20 protein-coding genes and 3 pseudogenes are annotated in these 22,171 nt (G+C 40.7%); 15 read left to right on the top strand and 8 right to left on the bottom strand.

All coding sequences use genetic code 11. The annotated features are described in order from the left end of the window. Nucleotides 1-95 precede the first annotated feature (95 nt). On the top strand, nt 96-332 hold the full coding sequence (locus KFQ09_RS14225) for a DUF378 domain-containing protein (protein ID WP_008345792.1): 237 nt from the start codon (nt 96-98) through the stop codon (nt 330-332). A 66-nt stretch (nt 333-398) separates the two neighbouring features. Here KFQ09_RS14225 and yugI read toward each other — a convergent pair whose 3' ends face one another. The 3 genes and pseudogenes from yugI to KFQ09_RS14210 all read right to left on the bottom strand — a co-directional run bounded on the left by yugI (nt 399) and on the right by KFQ09_RS14210 (nt 2,682). Beyond that, nucleotides 399-791: a S1 domain-containing post-transcriptional regulator GSP13 gene (yugI, locus tag KFQ09_RS14220; protein ID WP_008345795.1), complete on the bottom strand. Its 393-nt coding sequence runs from the start codon at nt 789-791 to the stop codon at nt 399-401. Between the two features lie 197 nt (nt 792-988). Further along, a pseudogene (locus KFQ09_RS14215) lies at nt 989-2,181 on the bottom strand (aminotransferase). After that, nucleotides 2,182-2,682: an Lrp/AsnC family transcriptional regulator gene (locus tag KFQ09_RS14210; protein ID WP_007500517.1), complete on the bottom strand. Its 501-nt coding sequence runs from the start codon at nt 2,680-2,682 to the stop codon at nt 2,182-2,184. It abuts the pseudogene before it with no gap. A 178-nt stretch (nt 2,683-2,860) separates the two neighbouring features. Between KFQ09_RS14210 and KFQ09_RS14205 the strand changes: the two are divergent. Continuing rightward, nucleotides 2,861-3,684: pseudogene (locus KFQ09_RS14205) on the top strand (alpha/beta fold hydrolase). On the opposite strand, the gene KFQ09_RS14200 reads toward KFQ09_RS14205, so the two are convergent. Further along, nucleotides 3,681-3,941 carry a YugE family protein gene (locus KFQ09_RS14200; protein WP_017358959.1) on the bottom strand — a complete coding sequence of 87 codons (261 nt, stop codon included), beginning with the start codon at nt 3,939-3,941 and terminating at the stop codon, nt 3,681-3,683. The pseudogene KFQ09_RS14205 and the gene KFQ09_RS14200 sit on opposite strands and share 4 nt — an antisense overlap. An 83-nt stretch (nt 3,942-4,024) precedes the next feature. Here KFQ09_RS14200 and KFQ09_RS14195 point away from each other — a divergent pair, with 83 nt between their 5' ends. Beyond that, nucleotides 4,025-5,200, top strand: a complete 1,176-nt coding sequence (locus KFQ09_RS14195) for a MalY/PatB family protein (RefSeq protein ID WP_255835776.1) — start codon at nt 4,025-4,027, stop codon at nt 5,198-5,200. A 133-nt stretch (nt 5,201-5,333) separates the two neighbouring features. Beyond that, nucleotides 5,334-6,625: pseudogene (locus KFQ09_RS14190) on the top strand (ATP-binding protein). Here KFQ09_RS14190 and KFQ09_RS14185 read toward each other — a convergent pair. Next, nucleotides 6,626-6,802 (bottom strand): hypothetical protein, encoded by a 177-nt coding sequence (locus KFQ09_RS14185; protein WP_008345810.1) that lies wholly within the window; start codon nt 6,800-6,802, stop codon nt 6,626-6,628. A 93-nt stretch (nt 6,803-6,895) separates the two neighbouring features. Between KFQ09_RS14185 and KFQ09_RS14180 the strand changes: the two genes are divergently transcribed. Next, nucleotides 6,896-7,288, top strand: a complete 393-nt coding sequence (locus KFQ09_RS14180; protein WP_056702618.1) for a kinase-associated lipoprotein KapB — start codon at nt 6,896-6,898, stop codon at nt 7,286-7,288. On the opposite strand, the gene kapD is transcribed toward KFQ09_RS14180, so the two are convergent. Next, complete coding sequence (gene kapD / locus KFQ09_RS14175; protein WP_008345814.1) at nt 7,285-7,902, bottom strand: 3'-5' exonuclease KapD; 618 nt, start codon at nt 7,900-7,902, stop codon at nt 7,285-7,287. The genes KFQ09_RS14180 and kapD overlap by 4 nt on opposite strands. Before the next feature lie 218 nt (nt 7,903-8,120). On the opposite strand from kapD, the gene KFQ09_RS14170 reads away from it, so the two are divergent. From KFQ09_RS14170 to KFQ09_RS14160, 3 genes are all read left to right on the top strand, one after another. Then, on the top strand, nt 8,121-9,299 hold the full coding sequence (locus KFQ09_RS14170) for an MFS transporter (RefSeq protein ID WP_272936804.1): 1,179 nt from the start codon (nt 8,121-8,123) through the stop codon (nt 9,297-9,299). Nucleotides 9,300-9,407: 108 nt separating this feature from the next. Further along, the gene (locus tag KFQ09_RS14165; protein ID WP_255835775.1) at nt 9,408-11,309 is read left to right on the top strand and encodes a transglycosylase domain-containing protein; all 1,902 of its coding nucleotides are present in this window, start codon (nt 9,408-9,410) and stop codon (nt 11,307-11,309) included. An 18-nt stretch (nt 11,310-11,327) separates the two neighbouring features. Then, nucleotides 11,328-11,738 (top strand): thiol-disulfide oxidoreductase DCC family protein, encoded by a 411-nt coding sequence (locus KFQ09_RS14160; RefSeq protein WP_017358953.1) that lies wholly within the window; start codon nt 11,328-11,330, stop codon nt 11,736-11,738. 43 nt (nt 11,739-11,781) lie between these two features. Here KFQ09_RS14160 and KFQ09_RS14155 read toward each other — a convergent pair whose 3' ends face one another. Then, complete coding sequence (locus tag KFQ09_RS14155; protein WP_017367952.1) at nt 11,782-12,339, bottom strand: YufK family protein; 558 nt, start codon at nt 12,337-12,339, stop codon at nt 11,782-11,784. 185 nt (nt 12,340-12,524) lie between these two features. On the opposite strand from KFQ09_RS14155, the gene malK reads away from it, so the two are divergent. The 7 genes from malK to KFQ09_RS14120 all read left to right on the top strand — a co-directional run bounded on the left by malK (nt 12,525) and on the right by KFQ09_RS14120 (nt 21,513). Beyond that, nucleotides 12,525-14,126 carry a malate sensor histidine kinase MalK gene (gene malK, locus KFQ09_RS14150; RefSeq protein ID WP_017367953.1) on the top strand — a complete coding sequence of 534 codons (1,602 nt, stop codon included), beginning with the start codon at nt 12,525-12,527 and terminating at the stop codon, nt 14,124-14,126. Further along, on the top strand, nt 14,119-14,826 hold the full coding sequence (locus KFQ09_RS14145; protein ID WP_041091824.1) for a response regulator: 708 nt from the start codon (nt 14,119-14,121) through the stop codon (nt 14,824-14,826). Before malK ends, KFQ09_RS14145 begins: the two co-directional genes overlap by 8 nt. Before the next feature lie 395 nt (nt 14,827-15,221). Beyond that, on the top strand, nt 15,222-16,304 hold the full coding sequence (locus KFQ09_RS14140; protein ID WP_255835774.1) for a BMP family lipoprotein: 1,083 nt from the start codon (nt 15,222-15,224) through the stop codon (nt 16,302-16,304). A 159-nt stretch (nt 16,305-16,463) separates the two neighbouring features. Continuing rightward, entirely contained in the window at nt 16,464-17,999 is a 1,536-nt protein-coding gene (locus tag KFQ09_RS14135; RefSeq protein ID WP_058213661.1) for an ABC transporter ATP-binding protein, read from the top strand. Continuing rightward, nucleotides 17,992-19,038: an ABC transporter permease gene (locus tag KFQ09_RS14130; RefSeq protein ID WP_025207902.1), complete on the top strand. Its 1,047-nt coding sequence runs from the start codon at nt 17,992-17,994 to the stop codon at nt 19,036-19,038. Before KFQ09_RS14135 ends, KFQ09_RS14130 begins: the two co-directional genes overlap by 8 nt. Then, entirely contained in the window at nt 19,039-19,998 is a 960-nt protein-coding gene (locus tag KFQ09_RS14125) for an ABC transporter permease (protein ID WP_008345835.1), read from the top strand. 177 nt (nt 19,999-20,175) lie between these two features. Then, nucleotides 20,176-21,513 (top strand): 2-hydroxycarboxylate transporter family protein, encoded by a 1,338-nt coding sequence (locus tag KFQ09_RS14120; protein ID WP_017367956.1) that lies wholly within the window; start codon nt 20,176-20,178, stop codon nt 21,511-21,513. A gap of 275 nt (nt 21,514-21,788) precedes the next feature. On the opposite strand, the gene KFQ09_RS14115 is transcribed toward KFQ09_RS14120, so the two are convergent. After that, nucleotides 21,789-21,998, bottom strand: coding sequence for a hypothetical protein (locus KFQ09_RS14115; protein WP_017358947.1), 210 nt, complete (start codon nt 21,996-21,998; stop codon nt 21,789-21,791). Between the last annotated feature and the right edge of the window lie 173 nt (nt 21,999-22,171).

Here is a 22,171-nt window from a genome sequence, read left to right as displayed (position 1 = left end):
AAGTAATTTGCTTTCATCCATTTTCTTACGCATAGTTTGGCTAAAAATCTGCAAAATATAAATGTATTGATACTGTAGCGAAAGGAGGAATCACGATGAGTGCTATTCAACGTATTGCCCTCGTGCTCACGATTATCGGTGCTATTAACTGGGGACTAATCGGCTTTTTTCAATTTGACTTAGTAGCAGCGATCTTTGGCGGTCAAGGTGCTGCATTATCACGTATTATTTATGGTCTTGTTGGAATTGCAGGTCTTGTCAATCTTGGTCTGTTGTTCAAACCTAGTGAAGAAGCTGTCCGCCGTGACGAGCCAAATCCAGAGGTCCGCTAATGAAAAAGACATAAAAAAAGACTGCCTATGAGGCAGCCTAAGGCACCGTTTGAAGCGGTGCTTTTTTTATTTCTTGATAAGGTCTTTACGGTTTGATTGCTCAATCCACTCTTCAAGTTTATCTTTCAGTGTATTGAAACCTTGTGGTGCAGCAGCTTCTTCTTTCACTTGCTGTGGTCTTTGTTTCTTTGGTTTGCTTTCTTTTCTTTCAGGTGCTTCTTGCGTTGCACGGATAGAAAGGCTGATTTTACCAGCATTTTCATCAACAGAAAGAACTTTCACTTGTACTTCGTCACCAATTGAAAGGTGCTCGTTGATGTCTTTTACAAAACCGTGAGTTACTTCAGAAATGTGCACAAGTCCTTGAGTTTCTTCATCTAATGCAACAAACGCACCATACGCTTGTAATCCTGTTACTTTACCAGTGTAAACACTGCCTACTTCAAACTTTGTCGCCATGATAACAACTCCTAAATAAATGTTTTAATATTCGTTTATACGCAATTAAAAACTATATCACAGAACGCTCTTTTACGCAAAATATTTTTTAATTGGGTTTAGATCCGTTCAAAAGGGGGAATACCTGAAAACAAGAATGCTTTCTAGTATTCCCCCTAATTTGAGAGGCATGAGTCCAGATGGATTGATGCCTTTTTTTATTTTAAGATAGCAGGTGCCTCTTCTTGCACTTGTCTATTCTGCAAAAAACGCTGGATTCTTGAAAGTGATTCCTGCAAGTGATCGAGTGATGATGCATATGAACAGCGAATATGTCCTTCACCACTTGGACCGAATACATTTCCAGGGACAACCGCTACTTTCTCGCTAAGCAGCAGCTCCTCGGCAAATTGTTCTGAAGTCATGCCTGTGCTTTTAATGGACGGGAAAGCGTAAAACGCTCCGTTTGGCTGGTGGCAAGTGAGTCCAAGTTCATTGAGAGAGCCGACAAACAAATTACGGCGCCTTCTGTAGCTTTTCTTCATTTTCTCCACATCTTCAAGTCCATTTTTTAATGCTTCTTCTGCGGCATATTGTGCCATAGCTGGTGCACACATCATAGAATATTGATGTATTTTCAGCATGGCATCACGGAGGACTGGCGGTGCTGCCACATAGCCTAAGCGCCACCCCGTCATAGCAAACCCTTTGGAAAAGCCTGAAATCAAAATCGTTCTTTCCTTCATATCTTGAATCGCCGCTACGCTCGTAAAAGCTTCATCGTACGTCAGCTCTGCATAAATCTCATCTGTAATGATTAAAAGATCATGCTCCTTTGCAAACTGAGCAATATCTTCAAGCTCTTCTTTCGAGTAAACAGACCCTGTTGGGTTTGATGGAGAGCATAGCAAGATGGCTTTTGTTTTCGGCGTCAGCTTCGTACGAAGATCAGCAGAATCGGCTTTAAAATCTTTTTCAGCCGATGTACTTAAATAAACCGGTACACCGCCCGCAAGTGTCGTAAGAGCCCCATATGCGACGAAACAAGGCTCTGGGATGATCACTTCGTCCCCGCTGTTTAAAATGGCGCGAAAGGCCAAATCAAGCGCCTGGCTACCACCAACCGTAATAATGAGTTCTTCTTCAGGACTGTACTCAATGTGAAACCGCTTATATAGATAATGGCTCAATTCTTTTCGCAAAGAGAGCAGCCCAGCATTTGCTGTATAAGAGGTCAGTCCTTGTTCTAAAGACATAATACTGGCTTCTCTCACATTCCAAGCTGTCACGAAATCCGGTTCGCCGACCCCGAGGGAGATAACCCTTCCATTGTGGCTGCCAAATCAAAGAATTTCCGAATACCTGACGGCTGAATACTTTGTACCGTTTCAGATAAATAAGATTTTTTCATTTAAGGAGACACCACGATTCTTTTGTCATCGTCCCCTGTTTCAAAGACTTTCCCATCATGCTTATATCTTTTCAAAATAAAGTGGGTAGTGGTTGAAACAACAGAATCAAGTGTCGATAATTTTTCAGATACGAAGCGGGCGATATCAGACATGGATCTTCCTCTGATCACAACAGATAAATCATACACGCCTGACATTAAATACACGGACTCCACTTCTTGGAACCTGTAAATGCGTTCAGCAATTTCATCAAAACCGACGCCTCTTTTTGGGGTCACTTTCACATCAATCATCGCTGTAACGCCTTCGTGTCCGTCTACTTTTCGCCAGTCAATCATGGTCGAATAATCAATAATGACTTTTTGATCTTCGAGCTTTTGAATAATGGCTTCTGCTTCTTCTGATGTCACACCTGCCATTTTTGCAATTGTATTTAAATCGGCGCGGCTGTTTTCATCTAAAATCTCTAATATTTCAGTTTCTTTTTCGGTTAGTTTCATTGATTTCACACCTCTGATTGTAAAAAGCTAGTTTTAAAAAATCTTCTGAACATTATAGCACGTTTTTCCCATTATGCTAAGCAGGGAAAAGATTCTAATCGTAGCTTAAAATCCACTTTTTAGGGTACAATACAGTCACCTAACAGAGAGTGAGTATCAAATATCGGAGTTGATGAGTGTGGACATTGTACAGCCATCCTATATGAAAAGTAAATTCGGTTTAGATATCTATTACGAACACTATCCAAATGAAGGTAAGAAGACATTGATTTTGATTCACGGCCTCTTCTCATCTACCTTCAGCTATCGAAAGCTCATCCCGCTTCTGAAACAAGACTTCAATTTAATTGCGATTGATCTGCCTCCATTCGGGCAGTCCGAAAAATCGAATACGTTCATTTACAGCTATCGCAACATGGCAAAAATCATTATTGAACTAGCTGGTTATTTGCAGATTCAGCATGCGATCCTCGTGGGGCATTCCATGGGGGGACAAATTGCTTTATATGCTGCATCTGAGCGTCCCGACCTATTTGAAAAAGCTGTTCTTTTGTGCAGCTCAGGGTATATGAATAAGTCCAAAAAGTCGCTTGTTTACAGCACATATATTCCTTATTTTTATCTTTATTTAAAAAGAAAGTTGTTCAAGCAAGGTATTATGAAGAATTTAACCGCTGTTGTGCATGATCATTCGATTATTGATCAAGAGATGGTGGACGGATATTTAAAGCCTTTTTCAGATGACCAAATTTTCAGAGGTATTTTTCGTTTGATTCGGCACAGGGAAGGCGATTTAGCGTCAGATGTCTTAAAGAAAATGGAGACACCTGTCCTGCTGATTTGGGGGAGGAAGACCGGATCGTTCCTATTCAAATTGGCGAAAGACTGCACAAGGATCTACCGCATTCAACCTTGCACGCATTAAAAAAAACCGGGCACCTCATCCCTGAGGAAAATCCGGTCTTTGTGTCTGATCAAATTGGTCATTTCAGCCTGTCTTAAAGCGAGCAGGAGTTACCTTCTCTTATGACAAAAAGCTGATTTGCGATATGCTGGCAGCTTTCCATCGGAAGAAGCTGATCAAATGAGTGATGGTAAATGGCTTGAATGTCTTTCGCGAAAGATAACGGGTCTTCTGCGTCGTATAAGGCACTGATGACGTCAGCAGGCTCCGTTTCGTAAAAGTCCTCTCCATACTGAAAAGGGTCCCATGCCTTAATGATTTGAATCATCTCTTCCACAACTTGACTATCTTTCATGGGGATCACCGCTTATAATAAATTTTGTGATGTTTATTTTAGCACAACCAAGAGTGGTTGAAAAACGGCTAGAGGTGGGTTTCATGAATTTCGACGAACAGATCATACGTAAAGGTTCAAAATCAGTCAAATGGGATCAAGCAGAGTCTTTGTTCCTGACAACAGATGCGCTGCCAATGTGGGTCGCAGATATGGATTTTAAAGCGCCCCAAGTCGTGCTTGATGCTTTAAAAGAACGATTAGATCACGGTGTATTCGGCTATGCATTTCAGGATCAGGAAACGCAGCAAGCAGTAGCTGACTGGCTCAAAAGAAGACACAGTTGGACGATACAAACAGATGCCGTCACCTTCACACCAGGTATCGTGACAGCACTTAGTTTTGCGGTACAAGCCTTTACAGCTCCGAATGATGAAGTGGTCATTCAGTCACCGGTGTATACGCCCTTCTACCAAATGATTGAAAGAAATGGACGTATCGTCTCAACCAATCCTTTAAAAATAGAAAACAACCGTTACATGATGGATTTTGATGATTTAGAGAAAAAATTAAGCAGACCAGAAGCAAAGCTGATGTTTCTTTGTCATCCGCATAATCCTTCAGGGAGAGCTTGGTCAAAAGAGGAATTAAAGCGTGTAGGAGATCTATGTGTACAGTACGGTGTCACCGTCGTGTCAGATGAAATTCATTCCGATCTGATGCTTTACGGACAGCCGCATGTGCCTTTTGCCAGCCTTTCTGATGAGATAGCTAACATCACGGTAACGTGTATTGCACCGAGTAAAACATTTAATTTAGCTGGTCTTCAGGCATCTGCCATTATCATTTCTGATGAAGAAAAAAGAACCCTTTTCACCAATGAATTGCAAAGAAATGGATTGTCTAAACTGAATGCCTTTGCGATTCCTGCCATGGAGGCGGCCTATCGCCACGGAGATGAGTGGCTTGATTCACTTGTTCTTTATCTCGAAAATAATATGAAGATCGCAATGGATTATATTGATGAATATCTGCCGATCATGCGTTATATGAAACCAGATGCTTCTTATCTATTGTGGATGGATATTCGTAATTATGAGCTCACTCAAGCAGAATTGAAACGTAATCTGCTGAAAAAGGGCAAGGTCATACTAGAGCTCGGAAACGTATATGGGCACGAAGGAGACGGCTTTATTCGAATGAATCTAGGCTGTCCTGCCGGAACAGTGAAAGAAGGTCTGAAGCGCCTTCATCAAGCATTCACTCAATCATCCGAATAAAACCATTTCTATCAAAAGAACATCCTAACGGGTGTTCTTTTTAAAGAAAAAAACCCTCCTATTATCATATCTACTTTGTACATGAAATGATATAATGAGAGGAATTACAATTATTTACGAGGAGAGCATTTAAATGGAAATGTTCAAGGATTTTCTGCTCCATGTATCTTTTATTCTATTTCCAATCTTTTTATATCATGCACTATGGCTAAGCCGGACCCCTGCTCATTTCCCTAAAACGAATAAACTGCTCATCACCATATTTGCATCCATTTCATCAGCACTATGTATTATGTATCCAGTTGGTTCGATTTTAGATTTGCAGACTGGGCTTCAATCGATTCCCCTTGTACTGGCTATTTTATACGGGGATATACCGCCGGAATCGTCGCTATCTTGATTAGTTCAACCGTAAAGTTCGTGATGTATGGCTCTTTTTTATGGGTTGGATTGATTGTTGTACCGATTTACTTTTTCATCCCTTTCCTGCTTTACCGGAAATGGCGCCAATATTCTAAGCAGAGAAAGCTGTTATACGGAGTCCTGATTGCGTTATCAAAAGGGATGTTTATTTACATTGGACTGCTTGTGGTCAGCTTAATTGAGTACAGCCCTGCATTCATTATGCAACAAAAGCTGCTCGAATTATTTTTCTCAACTCTTTACTACATATTCTTCCTTGTGCTGAGTATTTATTCCATTGAGTTTGTGAAAGAGAATGCGCAAATGAGAACACAGCTTGTCCAATCAGAGAAACTGACGATTGTGAGTGAACTTGCAGCAAGTGTCGCCCATGAAGTCCGCAATCCACTGACGGTGGTGAGAGGATTTATCCAACTGCTCTTTTCAAGTGACAATACGAAAGAGCCGTCAACCAATAAAGATTATAAAAATCTCGTTTTATCTGAACTTGACCGTGCGCAGGATATTATTACGAGCTATCTTGATATTGCGAAACAAAATTATTATCAAATTGAATCTCTCAATTTATCTAAATTACTTGAAGAGTGTGCATCGCTGATGACATCCTATGCGAATTTTAAGTCGGTCACGATTCATCAATCGATAGAACCAGACTTATACATCCAAGGGGATGAAACGAAAATCAAACAAGTCATGATTAATTTAATCAAAAATGCAATCGAAGCAGCGCCCGAACACGAAGGTAAAATCGAACTGTTTGCTTCAAAAGAAAATCATCGAATCTGCCTTTATTTCGTTGATAACGGTGTAGGCATGTCAGAAAGCCAAATGAAAAAGCTTGGTGAACCCTATTACACATTGAAAAATAAAGGAACAGGGCTTGGGTTGACAGTGACATTTTCCATCATTGAAAATCATCATGGAACGATTCGTTTCAAAAGCTCATTGCAGTCTGGTACAACAGTCACCGTGAAGTTTCCTGAAGATACAAGAAGAAAATGATCAATCCATTTTTTTTGTCCTTTTTTCATCGATCTGCTCCTGCTTCTTAGAAGCACGAACGATCAGACGAAAGCAAATAAATGCAGCAGCAAAGAAAAGCACCGTCGTGATTGCCGCAGGGATATACTCCCTTTTATCTTCAGGAAAATACAGTAGAAAGAATATGATGAACGACATGTTCCGCTCTTCCCCCTTTTGCTCGTTTACTTCACTATATTGGCTAAAAGAAAGGAAATACCTTCTTATGCGAAGGAAATGGAGGAATTTCATATGACAGACATTCAGATTGGACAAATCGTGAAAGGTTTTTACAAAACAGGTGTTTACATTGGGGAAGTGACAGACATTAAACCATCTACTTATCTCGTTCAAGTAAAAGCGGTTTTAACACACCCCACTCAAGGTGACCTGCATCATCCAAAAGAAGCGGACGTACCTTTTTTTCAGGAAAGACGGGCTTTGGCCTTTAGGGAACAGACGAACATCCCTCATCATATGGTCAAGCCTTATGATGGCGACATACCTGATTATCAAGTATCAATGAAAGACGCCGTAGACAAATTGAAAAAAGGGCTCAGTGCGGATGATTCCAAGTGGGCTGAAAAATCAAGAGCGTGCCTCTCTTCTCTTGAAAAAGATTATTTTCCAGAAGACGCCCGCTAATCTGCCGAATCAAAAAAGTGAGAGAAGTCAATGAGTTCACCAATTTTGGTTGTTTGCGGATTTTCCACATAGGATCGATCTTTTTCAAAAAGGGTGAACAGCTGATAAGTGGTCATGGCATCATCGAGTGCTTTATGATGCTTACCAGCTCCTTCACTGCCGTACTCCTTAGCTGCTTTCCGAAGTCCTGTGAGTGTTCTATCCCCAAAAAAGGTTTTATATTCAAAAGCCAGATCCCTTTGATTCCCCTTAAAAGGAAAACCAATATGATTGAGCATACAGTTTTGCTTCAGTACCTTCATGTCCATATTTCCCCATGTGATAATCTCACAGTCTTCTCCCCCATCGAGTGACACGAGCTTCTCGATAAACGCCTCAAAAGAAATCCCGCTTTCTACATCCTGCTGCGTAATGCCAAGGAACGATTTACAGCGCTTTGTCAGCTTCGGGAACTTTTTCGGTTTGACATAGCTTGAGAATGTGTCTATGATCGTTTCATTTGATGCTTTAACGACACCGGCCTCAATGATTTCCGGGAAAAAATTTTGCGGATGATATTTCCCATCAGGCATCGTAAATTCAAAATCGACCACAAGCAGCGTCTTCTGTTCCATCAGTCTCACCCCACTTTCTCGTCTGTTTTCCATCCTGCTACTATTATATTAAGACGGACTTTGAAATCACTTCATTTTCGTGAAAATAATGCAGATTCACTATGCCCAACCTATTCATCAGATGAAAGATCGTTTATTTTCCTTTATAATTATTAAGGAACACGAAATAAATAAAGAAGGTGGTCTTTATCACAAACAGGAAGAAAAACTTGTACATCATGTGGTTTGTGAACTTTTTTGTATCTGCCAGCATTACAATGATCGTCCCTTTTTTATCACTTTACATAGAGTCTCTTGATAGCAGTTATTCGAATGAATTTGTTCAAAGATGGAGCGGCTATGTCTTTGGGGTTACGTTTTTAACAGCCTTTCTCATTTCTCCAATTTGGGGACGGATTGGTGACCGGCATGGCTATAAAAAGATTTTGCTCATTAACGGCATTGGGATTGCAACAAGCATTTTATTAATGGGGCTTGTTCAAACCGTTTATCAACTATTTGCGTTAAGGCTTTTCATGGGGCTTGTGACAGGCTTTATTTCGACTTCGATGGCACTGATTTCTGCACAGACCGAAAAGGCAACAGCCGGTAAGACCCTTGGTACGATGCAGATGAGTAATGTCGCCGGAGGGTTATTCGGTCCATTAATGGGTGGATTTATGGCAGACAGTGTCGGATTCATTTATACATTTTTCTTAACAGCTGCTGTCATATATGTGTCAGCGATTGTCATTATCTTCGGTGTGCAAGAACAGCCGATCCGTTCAAAAGAAGCAAAACGGGTTTCTTACTCACGGAAGGACGTCCTTGTCCATATTTTCAAACAGCCTTTGCTTGTCGTCACCATGCTTCTCACATTTATTACGCAAGTCGGGAACTTTAGTATTCAGCCGCTTTTAGCCTTGTACATTCATGATTTACACGGCCCAGTCAATCTTGCCTTTTATGCAGGGCTGGCGTTTTCTGCAACAGGGCTTGGCAATTTGCTGTTTACACGGAAATGGGGAGACCTTGGAGATCGTATTGGTCACGATAAGGTGCTGCTTGCCCTTCTCATCCTCTCCTCCATTTTATTCATCCCGCAAGCGATGGCAGATTCCTACGGGATGTTAGTGATCTTCCGTTTCTTATACGGGATGGCACTAGGCGGCATCATTCCTTGTACGACGGCCTATATTCGCATCAAAGCGCCTGCCTCTATGCAAGGGGAAGTGCTTGGTTACAATGTCAGCTTCCGCTTTCTTGGAAATGTCGTCGGACCCGTTATAGGCGGCATTGTGGCGAGTCATTACGGAATTCCAGCTGTCTTTTATGTTACCGCCGGCATTTTCCTTTTCGGGGCATTATTTTTATGGGCGGTCCGCTCACAATCAAAGACAAAAGAGAGGAGTGTATGATCCATTATCAGATACTCTTTTCTTCTGTCTAAATGCCTTGTTTACTAGACTTCACGTCTATTCTTTTCTAAAAATAACCTTCTCGTAATCGCAAAAGAATGGTACGATATGGCTAGAAATCCGAAGAAAGTGAGTGACCTCATGTTTCGTGCAATCATTGGTTGGTTATTACTTGCTGCCCTCATCCCATTATTTGTTCTGACTTTTTATCTATCAAAGGAAGAAGCCGCAAGTGTAAAACCTGTTAACGAAGTGCTTGATCAAAAAATCAAGCTGGAAAAGGTAGACTTTTCCCAAAACAGTTATATGTATGATCGAGATGGTTCTCTTATCTCTGAGATCGTATCAAACGATGAGAACCGTGTTTTCGTGAAGTACGATAAAATTCCTGATTCCGTCAAGGAGCTGTTCCTCCGATCAGAGGACCGCAACTTTTATGACCATAAAGGCATTGACTTTATGGGCGTGATTCGTGCCCTTGCCGCAAATGTGAAAAACCATGGCATTAGCCAAGGCGCTAGCACCATCACACAACAGTTATCCCGTAATTTATATTTAAGTCATGAACGTTCATTCAGCCGAAAGTTTACAGAACTGCTCTATTCCTATGAGCTCGAGCGAAAATTTACAAAAGAGGAAATTCTCGAAAGCTATTTAAATACGATTTATTTCAGTAACGGGGTTTACGGTGTCGGTTCTGCGGCTAATTACTATTTTGATAAGCCGCTTAGTTCTTTGACGCTTGCACAGATGGCATTTATTTCTGCGATTCCTAACAACCCTACGCTGTATGACCCATTGAAACAATTCAAACATACAAAGAAACGCCAGGAACGGCTGCTTGGTATTTTAGAAAAAGATGGTGTCATTACTAAGAAGCAATACAAAAAAGCAGTGAAAGAAAAAATCAGCTTGTCCTTAAGTGAAAAGAAAAATCTTTACCCTGACTATGTGACATACGCCAATGAAGAATTTACCGATCTGGTGTCTGATCAGGAAGGCTTTACAAAACGATTGAAAAAAGCCAAAACAGCTGGCGCAAAAAAGGCAATTCAAAAAGAATTATCAGAAAAGGTCAGTGCATTGCTTCAAGATGGTGTGAAGATTTATACAGCACTAGACCCTTCCTTACAACAAAGAGCGGTTTATCAGCTCAATGCACAATTGCCTTATCAAGGTGTGGAAGGCGGTTCAGCAGTCATTAACCACCAAACCCATCAAATCGTCGCACTTGCTGGCGGGAAGAATTATAAAAAATTTGATTTCAACTACGCCTATCAAGCGCAAAGACAACCAGGTTCCGCCATTAAGCCGCTGTTAGATTATGGCCCTTATATTGATCAAACCGGTGCCACGGCATCAAGCAAAATCAGTGCCGGCAAGTTTTGCAGTAGCGGATATTGCCCGCAAAACTATAATCATAAAACGTATGGAACTGTAACACTTGAAACAGCCTTTAAGAACTCTTACAATACACCAGCGATTCGTATGCTTGATACAGTCGGTGTCAAAAAAGGCTTCAGCTATTTAGAAAAGTTTTCATTCGAACATATTGTCGCAGATGATTACCGTCTCCCTTCTGCACTTGGAGGATTTACAAAAGGCTTCTCGCCGCTAGAAATAACCGATGCATATACCGTGTTTGGCAATCAAGGTGCCTATACGCGAAATCACTCCATTACAAAGGTCACAGACTTAAACGGCAAAACCCTTTACAAGTGGAAAGAGTCGCCGAAGCAAATCTATTCTCAGCGTACAAATGAAACAATGCGCAAGCTGCTTGCCTCTGTTGTGAAAAGTGGAACAGGGAAAAAGGCGAATTTCAATTCTCCTTACATTGGGGGAAAAACAGGCACATCCAATGACTACAAAGACATTTGGTTTGTTGGCCTGACAGATCAATACACAATGGGTGTATGGGTAGGAAGAGATAGAGGAACCGTTGAATCGATTTATAGTTCAAGTCCGCACTTACATATTTGGAAACAAACTATGCAATACGCTAGATAAACAGGAGGTTTGATTGCGATGCATTCAACACAACCCTCTCACTTCATTTTATTTGACGGTGTCTGCAACGTGTGCAGTGGTGCTGTTCAGTTTATCATCAAGCGCGACCCGAATGAGCGGATGATGTTTGCTTCTTTACAATCAGATACAGGGCAGCGTATTTTAAAAGAAAACGGCTTGCCTTTAGATGAGTTCAATTCATTCATTTATATTGAAAATGGGACCCTTTATATGAAGTCAACAGGCATCTTAAAAGCCGCGCGGCATTTAAAAGGGATATACAGATGGAGCTATTTACTCCTCGCGATCCCTCGTCCAATCCGTGACTGGTTTTATCAGCTCATTGCAAAGAATCGCTACAAATGGTTTGGTCAAAAAACATCCTGTATGATGCCTACACCTGATATTCAGAAGCGGTTTCTTCCATAAAGAAAGCATCCTCCATCATCGGAGGATGCTTTCTTTCGTCTGATTAAGCTGGCAGACTCGCCATCACACTGTTATAAAGCTTAATAAATAAGTACAAAATGCCGATCAAAAACGTGGCCCAAAACAGCAGATTAAACATCATAAACCCAATTAAATTCAGCATGGAAAGTGATTGATAAATGCGTACCACAACCCAGATAAAATAGACGAGACTTGCTAAAACAAAAAGCCCAACAAGCAGAATAAGCTGCTGCGTCAATAGAAATGCAAGTAAGCTGGCAAACAAATAGACAACCGATGCAATCCGAATTTTCTTTAAGTTCTCCCCTTCAGGGTCCTTTGCAAAAAAGAGCAGCGCCAACTCTAACACCGTATCTGCAATGAGTTTTAAAGCAGATAAAATCATAAAATAAACAAGTGCAAATGCGGCAAATAAAGCAAGACGAATGCCCTGTTCAGAGAAAAATTCCAGCATTCCTTTTAAAATTCCTGCTTGGGTCAAGAAGTCAGTCGTGATACCTACTGTAAAAATAGAAAAGGCAGAGCTGAATAGCAAAATCGAAATCAGCGGAAAATATCCAGTCAAATATGTATTTTTCATAAATAGATCCTTTCTCATAAGCTCATTTTTATTATGGCTCACTTAAAACGGATTGACAAGATGCTTTCCAAGTAAACTGGAATCTAAATCAAATTTGTGATTTTGCACGTACATTCCTTCACAAACTTACATTTTCCCGTTAAAGTATTACTATTACGAAAAAATTGCGCGTTAGGGGTATACTCGTGAAAAAAACTTTAAGACTGCAAACACGGCTGACGATCTTTGTCTGTATTGTTGTCCTGATCTCCCTCTGTATCACATTCTTTACGATCTGGTCAGAAACAGCCAAAAATATTCATCAGCAGGAACGTGATATCGCCCTCTCCACTGCCAAAATGGTCGCAGAGGCTCCGATCACAGCAAAATCATTGGAAAAAGATCAATCATATACAGCACTGCGAAAATATACAACAAGTGTTCAGCGTATTACCAAAACCGAATTCGTTGTCGTCATGGATATGAACGGTATCCGCAAAACACATCCGAATCCGCAAAAGATTGGGAAGCGGTTTGCTGGCGGTGATGAAAAACCGGCATTACAGGGTAAAGAACATATTAGTACCGCATCTGGAACACTTGGCAAGTCCATGCGTGCCTTTGTTCCTGTTTATAACCAAGATGGCAAGCAGCTCGGGGCTGTGGCAGTTGGGATTACATTAAAGGAAATTGATTTAATTATTCATCAAAGCCTGCTCCCGCTCTACTTTGTCACATCGCTAAGCCTTTTATCTGGCATTATCGGCGCACTCATTGTGGCACGTAAAGTAAAGAAGATTATGTTTGGACTAGAGCCAGATGAAATTGCCACATTATTAAAAGAACGAAGCGCTATGCTAGAATCAACAAAAGAAGGCATTCTTGCCGTTGATCAGCACGGTAAAATCAAGCTGGCAAATGCAGAAGCTAAACGTCTTTTTCATAATATGGGCATTATGGTTGACCCTAGAGAACAAGATGTACAGGCTCTTCTGCCTTCAAGCGGCTTAAAGCAAGTAATCGAAACACGGAAACCGCTGCTTGATCGCGATGTCAGAATGAACGGACTGGAGCTGGTCTTTAATGAGGTGCCGATTACGGTAAAAGGGGAAATTGTCGGAGCGATCGCAACCTTCCGTGACAAAACAGAAGTCAAACATCTGGCTGAGCAGCTGAGCGGGGTGAAGATGTATGCCAATGCACTTCGTGCCCAGTCACACGAATTTATGAACAAGCTCCATGTCATTTTAGGATTGGTCCAGCTAAAGAACTATGATGACCTTGGCACCTATATTAAAGATATTGCGATTTATCAGCAGACAGAAACAAATGAAATCATCAACCATGTGAAAAACTCAGTCTTAGCCGGGTTTTTACTAGGAAAACAAAGCTACATCAGAGAACAAGGCGCAGCTTTAGAAGTCAATTGCAGTACACAGGTACCAAACTCGGAGGACCCAGCAGTCACACATGACCTTATTACGGTCATCGGTAATCTATTAAATAACGCACTCGATGCCGTTTCCCATACAGAGAACAAAAATATCTCCATCTCATTCAGATATGTCCAAGAGCAGCTTCATATTGAAATTACAGACACAGGGGTCGGTCTGACAAAAGAAGAACAGGACATTATGTTTGATCAAGGCTTTTCAACAAAAGGAGAAGACAGAGGATTTGGCCTTTATTTTGTTGACCAAAGCATCAAAAAACTGAACGGACATATGATCGTCACAAGCGAAAAAGGAGAAGGAACGACCTTTAGTCTCCGTATTCCATATAAACAAAAGGAGGATTCACATGATTAATGTGTTGATCGTAGAAGATGACCCAATGGTCGGAGAGCTGAATAAACGCTACTTGACCCAAATAGAAGGATTTGAATTAAAAGGGATTGCCACCTCATTTCAAAAGGCACTAGACATCTTAAAATCAGAAATCATTCACCTTGTATTGCTTGATATTTATATGCCTGGACAAAATGGGCTCGCCCTATTATCAGAAATTCGTAAGCAAAATCATTCCGTTGACGTCATCGTCATTTCAGCTGCAAATGAAGTGGATGTCGTACAGCAAACGATGCGAAACGGAGCTGTCGACTATTTAATCAAACCTTTTGAGTTTGAACGCTTCCAATCAGCACTGGCAGAATATAAAAGAAAACATGCCCTATACCAAACGATGAATAGCATCTCTCAAAATGATTTAGACGCGAAGCTTTTTCATAAAAAAGCAGAGGCGGAAAAAGTCCTGCTGCCAAAAGGCCTGACGAAGAGCACACTCAAACTCATCTGGACAAGCATTCAATCATTCGGTCAGCAGGCTTTCACGACCGAAGACCTAGCCAATCATACTGAAATCTCTCAAGTTTCGATTAGAAAATATTTGAAATTTCTTGAGGATATCGAAGTGGTTGATGTGGAGATGGCATACGGGACAATCGGCCGCCCTGTTTTCCAATATAAACTGAATACAAGCAACATGAATTTGATTCAGCAATATCTTTAATTTGACACATCTGACCTTTCACAAAGGCCAGATGTTTTTTTATGGCATACGATGTCACAAACCCCTTGATATCAGTGGTTCCACTGTAGTAGAGCACATCATAAAAGCGGCATTATATCATATTTCAGCACATAAAAAGACATCGAATTTAGCCTTTTAACATTTTTTTAAAAATAAAACAAATTTCTATTTATTTATTCGATGGGAAATGATAAATTATGATTGATTAGTTCAACGAGATATAAGTCTGATGTCTTACATCTTCTCTCCTGTTTCCATCAATTTCAAAAGAATGCAGGATAAAATACCCTTTTCACAAGGATAGGAGAAGGCAAGAGTCGGTCTTTTTTCGCGAGACTTTTCTGAAACTTTTAAATTTTATAGGGGGTTATGTTTTGAAGAAGCGCAAAATTGGACTTGCATTGTCCTTAGTCGTAGCAGCAGGAACCATCCTTGGAGCATGCGGCAACTCTGGCTCAAACAGCGGTGAAAACAAAAAAGATAAAGATCAATTCACTGTTGCAATGGTAACTGATGTCGGTGGTGTCGATGACAAATCGTTTAACCAATCTGCTTGGGAAGGTTTACAAGCATTTGGGAAAGACAACAATTTAACAAAAGGTAAAAACGGCTTTGATTACTTACAATCAAAAACGGATGCAGATTATCCAACAAATTTAAATACACTTGTTAGACAAAAATTTAACCTGATTTATGGTATCGGCTATAAAATGGAGAGTGCCATTTCTAAAATAGCTGATCAGCGAAAAGATTCCAAATTTGCAATTGTGGATGCAGTTGTTGATAAGAAGAACGTAGCTAGTATTACATTTAACGAAAACGAAGGGTCATTCCTTGTAGGTGTTGCAGCGGCTCTTTCTACAAAATCAAACAAAATTGGTTTTGTTGGCGGCGTTGATTCTGAATTAATCAGAAAATTCGAAGTTGGTTTCCGTGCAGGCGTTGAAGCAGCTAATCCAAAAGCAAAAGTTGAAGTGAAATATGCTGGTGCATTTGATAAAGCAGACATCGGTAAAGCAACAGCTGAAAGTATGTACAAATCTGGCGTTGACATTATTTATCATGCAGCTGGAGGTACTGGAACGGGTGTCTTTACAGAAGCAACCAATTTAAAAAAGGCAGATCCAAATCGAAATGTTTGGGTCATTGGTGTTGATAAAGACCAGTATGACGAAGGTAAAGTACCTGGAACAAAACAAAGTGTCACTCTTACTTCTATGATTAAGAAAGTAGACACAGCTGTACAAGACTTAACAACAAAAGCAAAAGAAGGTAAATTCCCTGGTGGCGAAGTCATCACGTACGGTCTGAAAGAAGGCGGCGTTGACATCTCTCCATCTCAAGAGAATCTTGATAAAAATGTATTGAAGAAAGTCGAAGAATGGAAACAAAAAATCATCAAGGGTGAAGTGAAAATCCCTGCAACACGTGATGAACTAAAAGATTTTAAAGCTTAATTTGTGCATCGGGATAAGCGCGCCTTATCCCCTTGCCTCTCCTTTACCTCCTCTTTATTCGTAAAAGGTGGTAAAAGAAAAGCTGCAGCCTTGTTTTGCAGCTTTTCTTTTGCTAGTTTTTATCTTCATCAGCACCCTAAAAAAGGAGCGGTTAAACCTGTGGATTATGTCATTGAAATGTTGAATATACGCAAAGAATTCCCTGGCATTGTAGCAAATGATAACATTACGCTGCAGCTAAAAAAGGGCGAAATTCATGCGCTGCTTGGTGAAAACGGCGCTGGAAAATCAACGCTTATGAACGTGCTTTTCGGACTGTATCAGCCTGAAAAAGGTGAAATCAAGGTACACGGAAAACCGGTTACAATCTCAAGTCCAAATGATGCAAGTGATTTAGGCATTGGAATGGTCCATCAGCATTTTATGCTAGTTGATACATTTACTGTGGCTGAAAACATCATTTTAGGAAAAGAGCCAAAGAAATTTGGAAAGATTGACAAAGAACAAGCCATTCAGCAAGTGCAGGAACTTTCTGACCGTTATGGACTAAAAATAGACCCTGCGGCTAAAGTATCTGACATCTCAGTCGGTATGCAGCAGCGAGCAGAAATCTTAAAAACACTATACCGCGGCGCTGACATCTTGATCTTCGACGAACCAACAGCCGTCTTAACACCTCAAGAAATAAAAGAACTCATACAAATTATGAAAAACTTAATCAATGAAGGCAAATCCATTATTTTAATTACCCACAAGCTTAAAGAAATTATGGATGCCTGTCATCGTGTGACCATTATCCGAAAAGGGCAAGGTATTCGTACACTTGATGTGGAACACACAAACAAAGACGAGCTTGCCAGTTTAATGGTCGGCCGCGAAGTCTCATTTAAAACAGACAAAAAAGCAGCCTCCCCTGCTGAAGAAGTCTTGCAAATTCAAGATCTCACTGTCAAAGATGCGCGAGGAATTGAAGCCGTGAAACAACTCAATTTATCAGTAAAAGCTGGTGAGATTGTCGGAATTGCGGGTGTAGACGGAAATGGTCAATCTGAATTAATTGAAGCCATTACAGGTCTGAAAAAATCCGAATCTGGCACGATCATGCTAAACGGGAAAGCCATTCAAAACCTCCCGCCTCGTAAGGTCACAGAATCTGGTATCGGACACATTCCTCAAGACCGTCATAAGCACGGACTGGTCCTTGATTTTTCAATTGGAGAAAATATTTCCTTACAAACGTATTATCAGCGTCCATATTCGAAGTTTGGCTTGATGAATATGAAAAATATTTATCAAAAAGCAAAACAAATCATTGCTGAATACGACGTACGGACGCCTAGTGAATATACAGAAGCACGTGCGCTATCAGGGGGTAACCAGCAAAAAGCCATTATTGGCCGTGAAGTTGACCGAAATCCTGATTTATTAATTGCCGCACAGCCGACACGCGGACTTGATGTCGGAGCCATTGAATTTGTTCATAAACGTCTGATTGAACAAAGGGATGCAGGCAAAGCCGTTCTGCTCATCTCCTTTGAGCTTGATGAAATTATCAATGTCAGTGATAAGATTGCTGTGATTTTCGAAGGCAGCATTATTGCCATTGTGGATCCAAAAGAAACTACAGAGCAAGAACTTGGTCTGTTAATGGCTGGAAGTACGCAACAGGAAGTGGGGAAAGAAGCAAATGTCTAATCGCTTAACAAATCTGCTGATTCCGCTTATCGCCATTGTACTTGGTCTTTTCGTTGGGGCCATCATTATGCTGGCAAGCGGATATAGTGTCATCGAAGGTTATAGCGCCCTTTGGAATGGCGTATTCGGTGAAACGTATTATATGGGAGAAACCATCAGACAAGTCACACCTTATATTTTATCAGGACTTGCTGTTGCCTTTGCCTTTCGGACAGGCCTCTTTAATATCGGAGTAGAAGGTCAACTTCTCATTGGCTGGATTGCATCTGTATGGATAGGAACAACCGTCCATGCACCTGCGTATATCCACCTGCCTCTTGCACTGATCACTGCAGCTGCTGCTGGTGCATTATGGGGCTTTATTCCTGGGTTTTTAAAAGCGCGTTTTTATGTTCATGAAGTGATTGTCACTATTATGATGAATTACATTGCACTTCATGTGACTAATTTTATTATTACAAATGTTCTTACAGATCATAAAGATAAAACAGATAATATCAATTCCACTGCCTCATTACACTCTGATTTTTTTGAAAAAATCACTGATTTTTCAAGCATGCATAACGGAATCATTGTAGCTGTCCTATCTGCGGTTATTATGTGGATCATTATCCAAAAAACCTCTAAAGGGTTTGAATTGCGTGCTGTTGGTATGAATCAGCACGCATCCCAATATGCTGGAATGAATGTGAGAAAAAACATTATATATTCCATGCTCATTTCTGGTGCCTTTGCAGGTCTTGCAGGTGCGATGGAAGGGCTCGGAACCTTTGAATATGCATCAATAAAAGATGCCTTCACTGGCGTTGGTTTTGACGGAATCGCTGTTGCCTTATTAGGCGGAAACACAGCTATTGGTGTCGTCTTAGCGGCATTATTGCTTGGTGGATTGAAAGTCGGTGCTTTAAACATGCCGCTTGAATCTGGCGTACCGACTGAGGTCGTTGATATTGTGATTGCGATCATTATTCTTTTCGTTGCCTCAAGCTATATCATCCGTCTTGTCATTCAACAATTGAAGAAAAAGGGGGGAAAATAAGTGGGATTTCTGCAAATTCTTGAAATCATCGTCCCTGCTACACTTGTATATGCTGCACCACTTATTTTAACCGCTCTTGGAGGCGTCTTTTCAGAAAGATCAGGTGTCGTCAATATCGGTCTTGAAGGTTTGATGGTCGTCGGAGCATTTTCTAGTATTATCTTTAACTTAATGTTTGCTGATACGTTTGGTGCCTTGACCCCGTGGCTCGGTCTACTTGTTGGTATGGCCATTGGCGGCGTGTTCTCACTCATTCACGCTGTGGCCACGATTACGTTCAGAGCAGATCAAACGGTCAGTGGTGTTGCGATTAACATGCTTGCCCTTGGTGCTACGCTTTTTGTTGTCAAACTGATTTATGGAAAAGCACAAACGGATAAAATTACAGAACCTTTCTATAAAGGAGATATTCCCCTTTTAAGTGACATTCCGATCATTGGTGATATTTTCTTTAAAGATGTGTATTATACGTCCATTCTCGCATTGGTTCTTGCGGTTGTCGCTTGGTTTGTTTTATTTAAAATGCCGTTTGGCTTACGACTTCGTGCAGTCGGAGAGCATCCAATGGCAGCTGATACAATGGGAATCAAGGTATACCGAATGCGCTATATCGGCGTCTTCATTAGTGGTCTATTTGGCGGTCTTGGCGGAGCTGTGTATGCATCGACCATCGCTCTTGATTTCTCACACGCCACCATTACAGGACAAGGCTTCATTGCGTTAGCCGCCCTTGTTTTCGGGAAATGGCACCCATTTGGCGCTATGGGCGCTGCTTTATTCTTTGGATTTGCACAAAGCTTAAGCATCATTGGCTCTCTGCTTCCGCTGTTTCAAGATATCCCGAACGTGTACATGCTCATTGCACCATATGTGCTGACGATCCTAGCTCTTACTGGCTTCATTGGACGAGCAGACGCACCAAAAGCACTTGGTACCCCTTATTTAAAAGGAAAACGATAAATAAATACCATGTATGATCAATCCCTGAAGGACAAACTATCTTCAGGGGATTTTTGTATGATAAAAACGACAAAACCCCCGTTTATTTTACTTTTATTACACTTAATTTAGTTTAATAAATAGATGAGTGTCACAGAATCTTCTACAATTGAGACAAATAGCATTTGGGGTGTTTATGTGGCTAATACACAACAATTGAAATCGATTACAAACGATTCTGACAATAATAAAAGCGTTTTCCGAAAAATTCTTTCTTGGAAAATTGGTGTTATTGATCTACCTGTGTATATAGTACTTGCAGCGATTATTTTAACTGCCGCTTATTTTAATAAAATTCCAGCAAATATGCTTGGTGGTTTCGCTGTTATTATGATTTTGGGGATTTTCCTAGGAGATGTAGGACAACGTATTCCAATCTTAAAAGATATTGGTGGACCGGCGATTCTTTCTTTATTCGTACCATCGTTCCTGGTCTTTTTTCATGTTCTGAATCCAAACTCGTTGGAAGCGGTTACGTCTCTGATGAAAACGTCGAACTTCCTATACTTCTATATATCTGCTCTTGTAGTAGGTAGTATTCTTGGGATGCAACGAACTGTTTTAGTACAAGGCCTTATTCGTATGTTTGTTCCTCTTGTTGCAGGTACAATTACAGCTGTAGCTGCTGGAATTCTAGTGGGTCTTCTAGTTGGTTACACACCACATCATTCGTTCTTCTTTATCATTGTACCGATTATTGCCGGTGGTGTCGGTGAAGGGATATTGCCATTATCAATTGCTTATTCGCAAATTCTTGGTGTATCAGCAGAGTCATTAATTTCTCAATTGATTCCGGCTGCTGTCATTGGGAACGTCATTGCCATCATTTGTGCTGGCGCAATGAAAAAGCTTGGTGAAAAACGTCCTGAACTAAACGGGAACGGAAGACTTGTTAAATCAAAAGAAGCAAATGAAATCTTTGAACAGCCTGACATGGATACTAAAGTTGACTTCAGCTTAATGGGTGCAGGTGTACTTGTTGCTTGTACAACCTTTATCTTTGGCGGCTTATTAGAAAGTTTTGTTCATATTCCAGGTCCAATCTTAATGATTGTTCTTGCTGCATTAATCAAATACTTAAACGTGATGCCTCAGCATTTGCAAAACGGCTCACAGCAGTTCTACAAGTTTGTATCGAAAAGCTTTACATGGCCTCTAATGGTTGGTTTAGGAATTCTATACATTCCACTTGATGATGTGGCCACTGTTATTTCGATTCCTTTCGTATGTGTATGTATTGCTGTTGTTCTAGGCATGGTTGGTTCTGGTTACTTTGTTGGTAAATTCATGAACATGTATCCAGTTGAATCTGCAATTGTGACTGGCTGTCACAGTGGATTAGGCGGTACTGGTGACGTTGCAATTCTTTCAGCTTCTGGAAGAATGGGCCTTATGCCTTTCGCTCAAGTCTCTACACGTCTTGGCGGAGCAGCAACCGTTATTTGCGCAACAATCTTACTTAGAATGTTTACTTAAAAAAAGAAACAAAAAGCATGTCCTTTTCATAAGGGACATGCTCAGATAGTTGACAAAGGGCTAAAATGTACTTTATTTTAGCCCTTTGTCTTCTTTTCAGCGTGATAGAAAACCTTTGGAGTCTAGGAAGGACGAGCACCGGAGCAGAGCGAATTTGACATTCGTGAGCACCGGAGCGCAGGACTGACAACGAATGCGAGGGTTTGTCTACACGCTGAGCATGTCCTTTTCGTAAGGGACATGCTTTTTTTATATATCTTTTCTCCCATACATCCTCATTCATCAGCTAATACAATTCGTATATACTCCCGAGGCTGAAAAGGATACTGTTTCGCCTGCGGATAGGTCATATGGAGGAGATGTTCAGAAAATAGCGGCCATTCACTCCCGGCCTGCCACCTTTTTTGATCATTTCGTTCAATCAAGAATGCTCCTCCTAAAATCGTGCAGAATATGCTTAAGCTGATGGCGATCTTTCGTTTCATTTGATCAGCTCCTTTAAGAAAAGCATGTACGAAATACAAAACAATATACAACGAGTTTCATTTTTGATAAAATATTTTTTGTGGTCAAAAGAACTCAAAACAATTTCGATTTGCCGTAAATCAGTTCAAACCAATGCACTATGTCTGTATTTACGCTATAATTTTAGTTACCA

It is taken from the genome of Bacillus sp. FS02 (assembly GCF_024398395.1).
Taxonomy (GTDB): Bacteria; Bacillota; Bacilli; order Bacillales; family Bacillaceae; genus Bacillus; species Bacillus altitudinis.
This window is presented reverse-complemented; position numbering and strand designations above follow the sequence as displayed.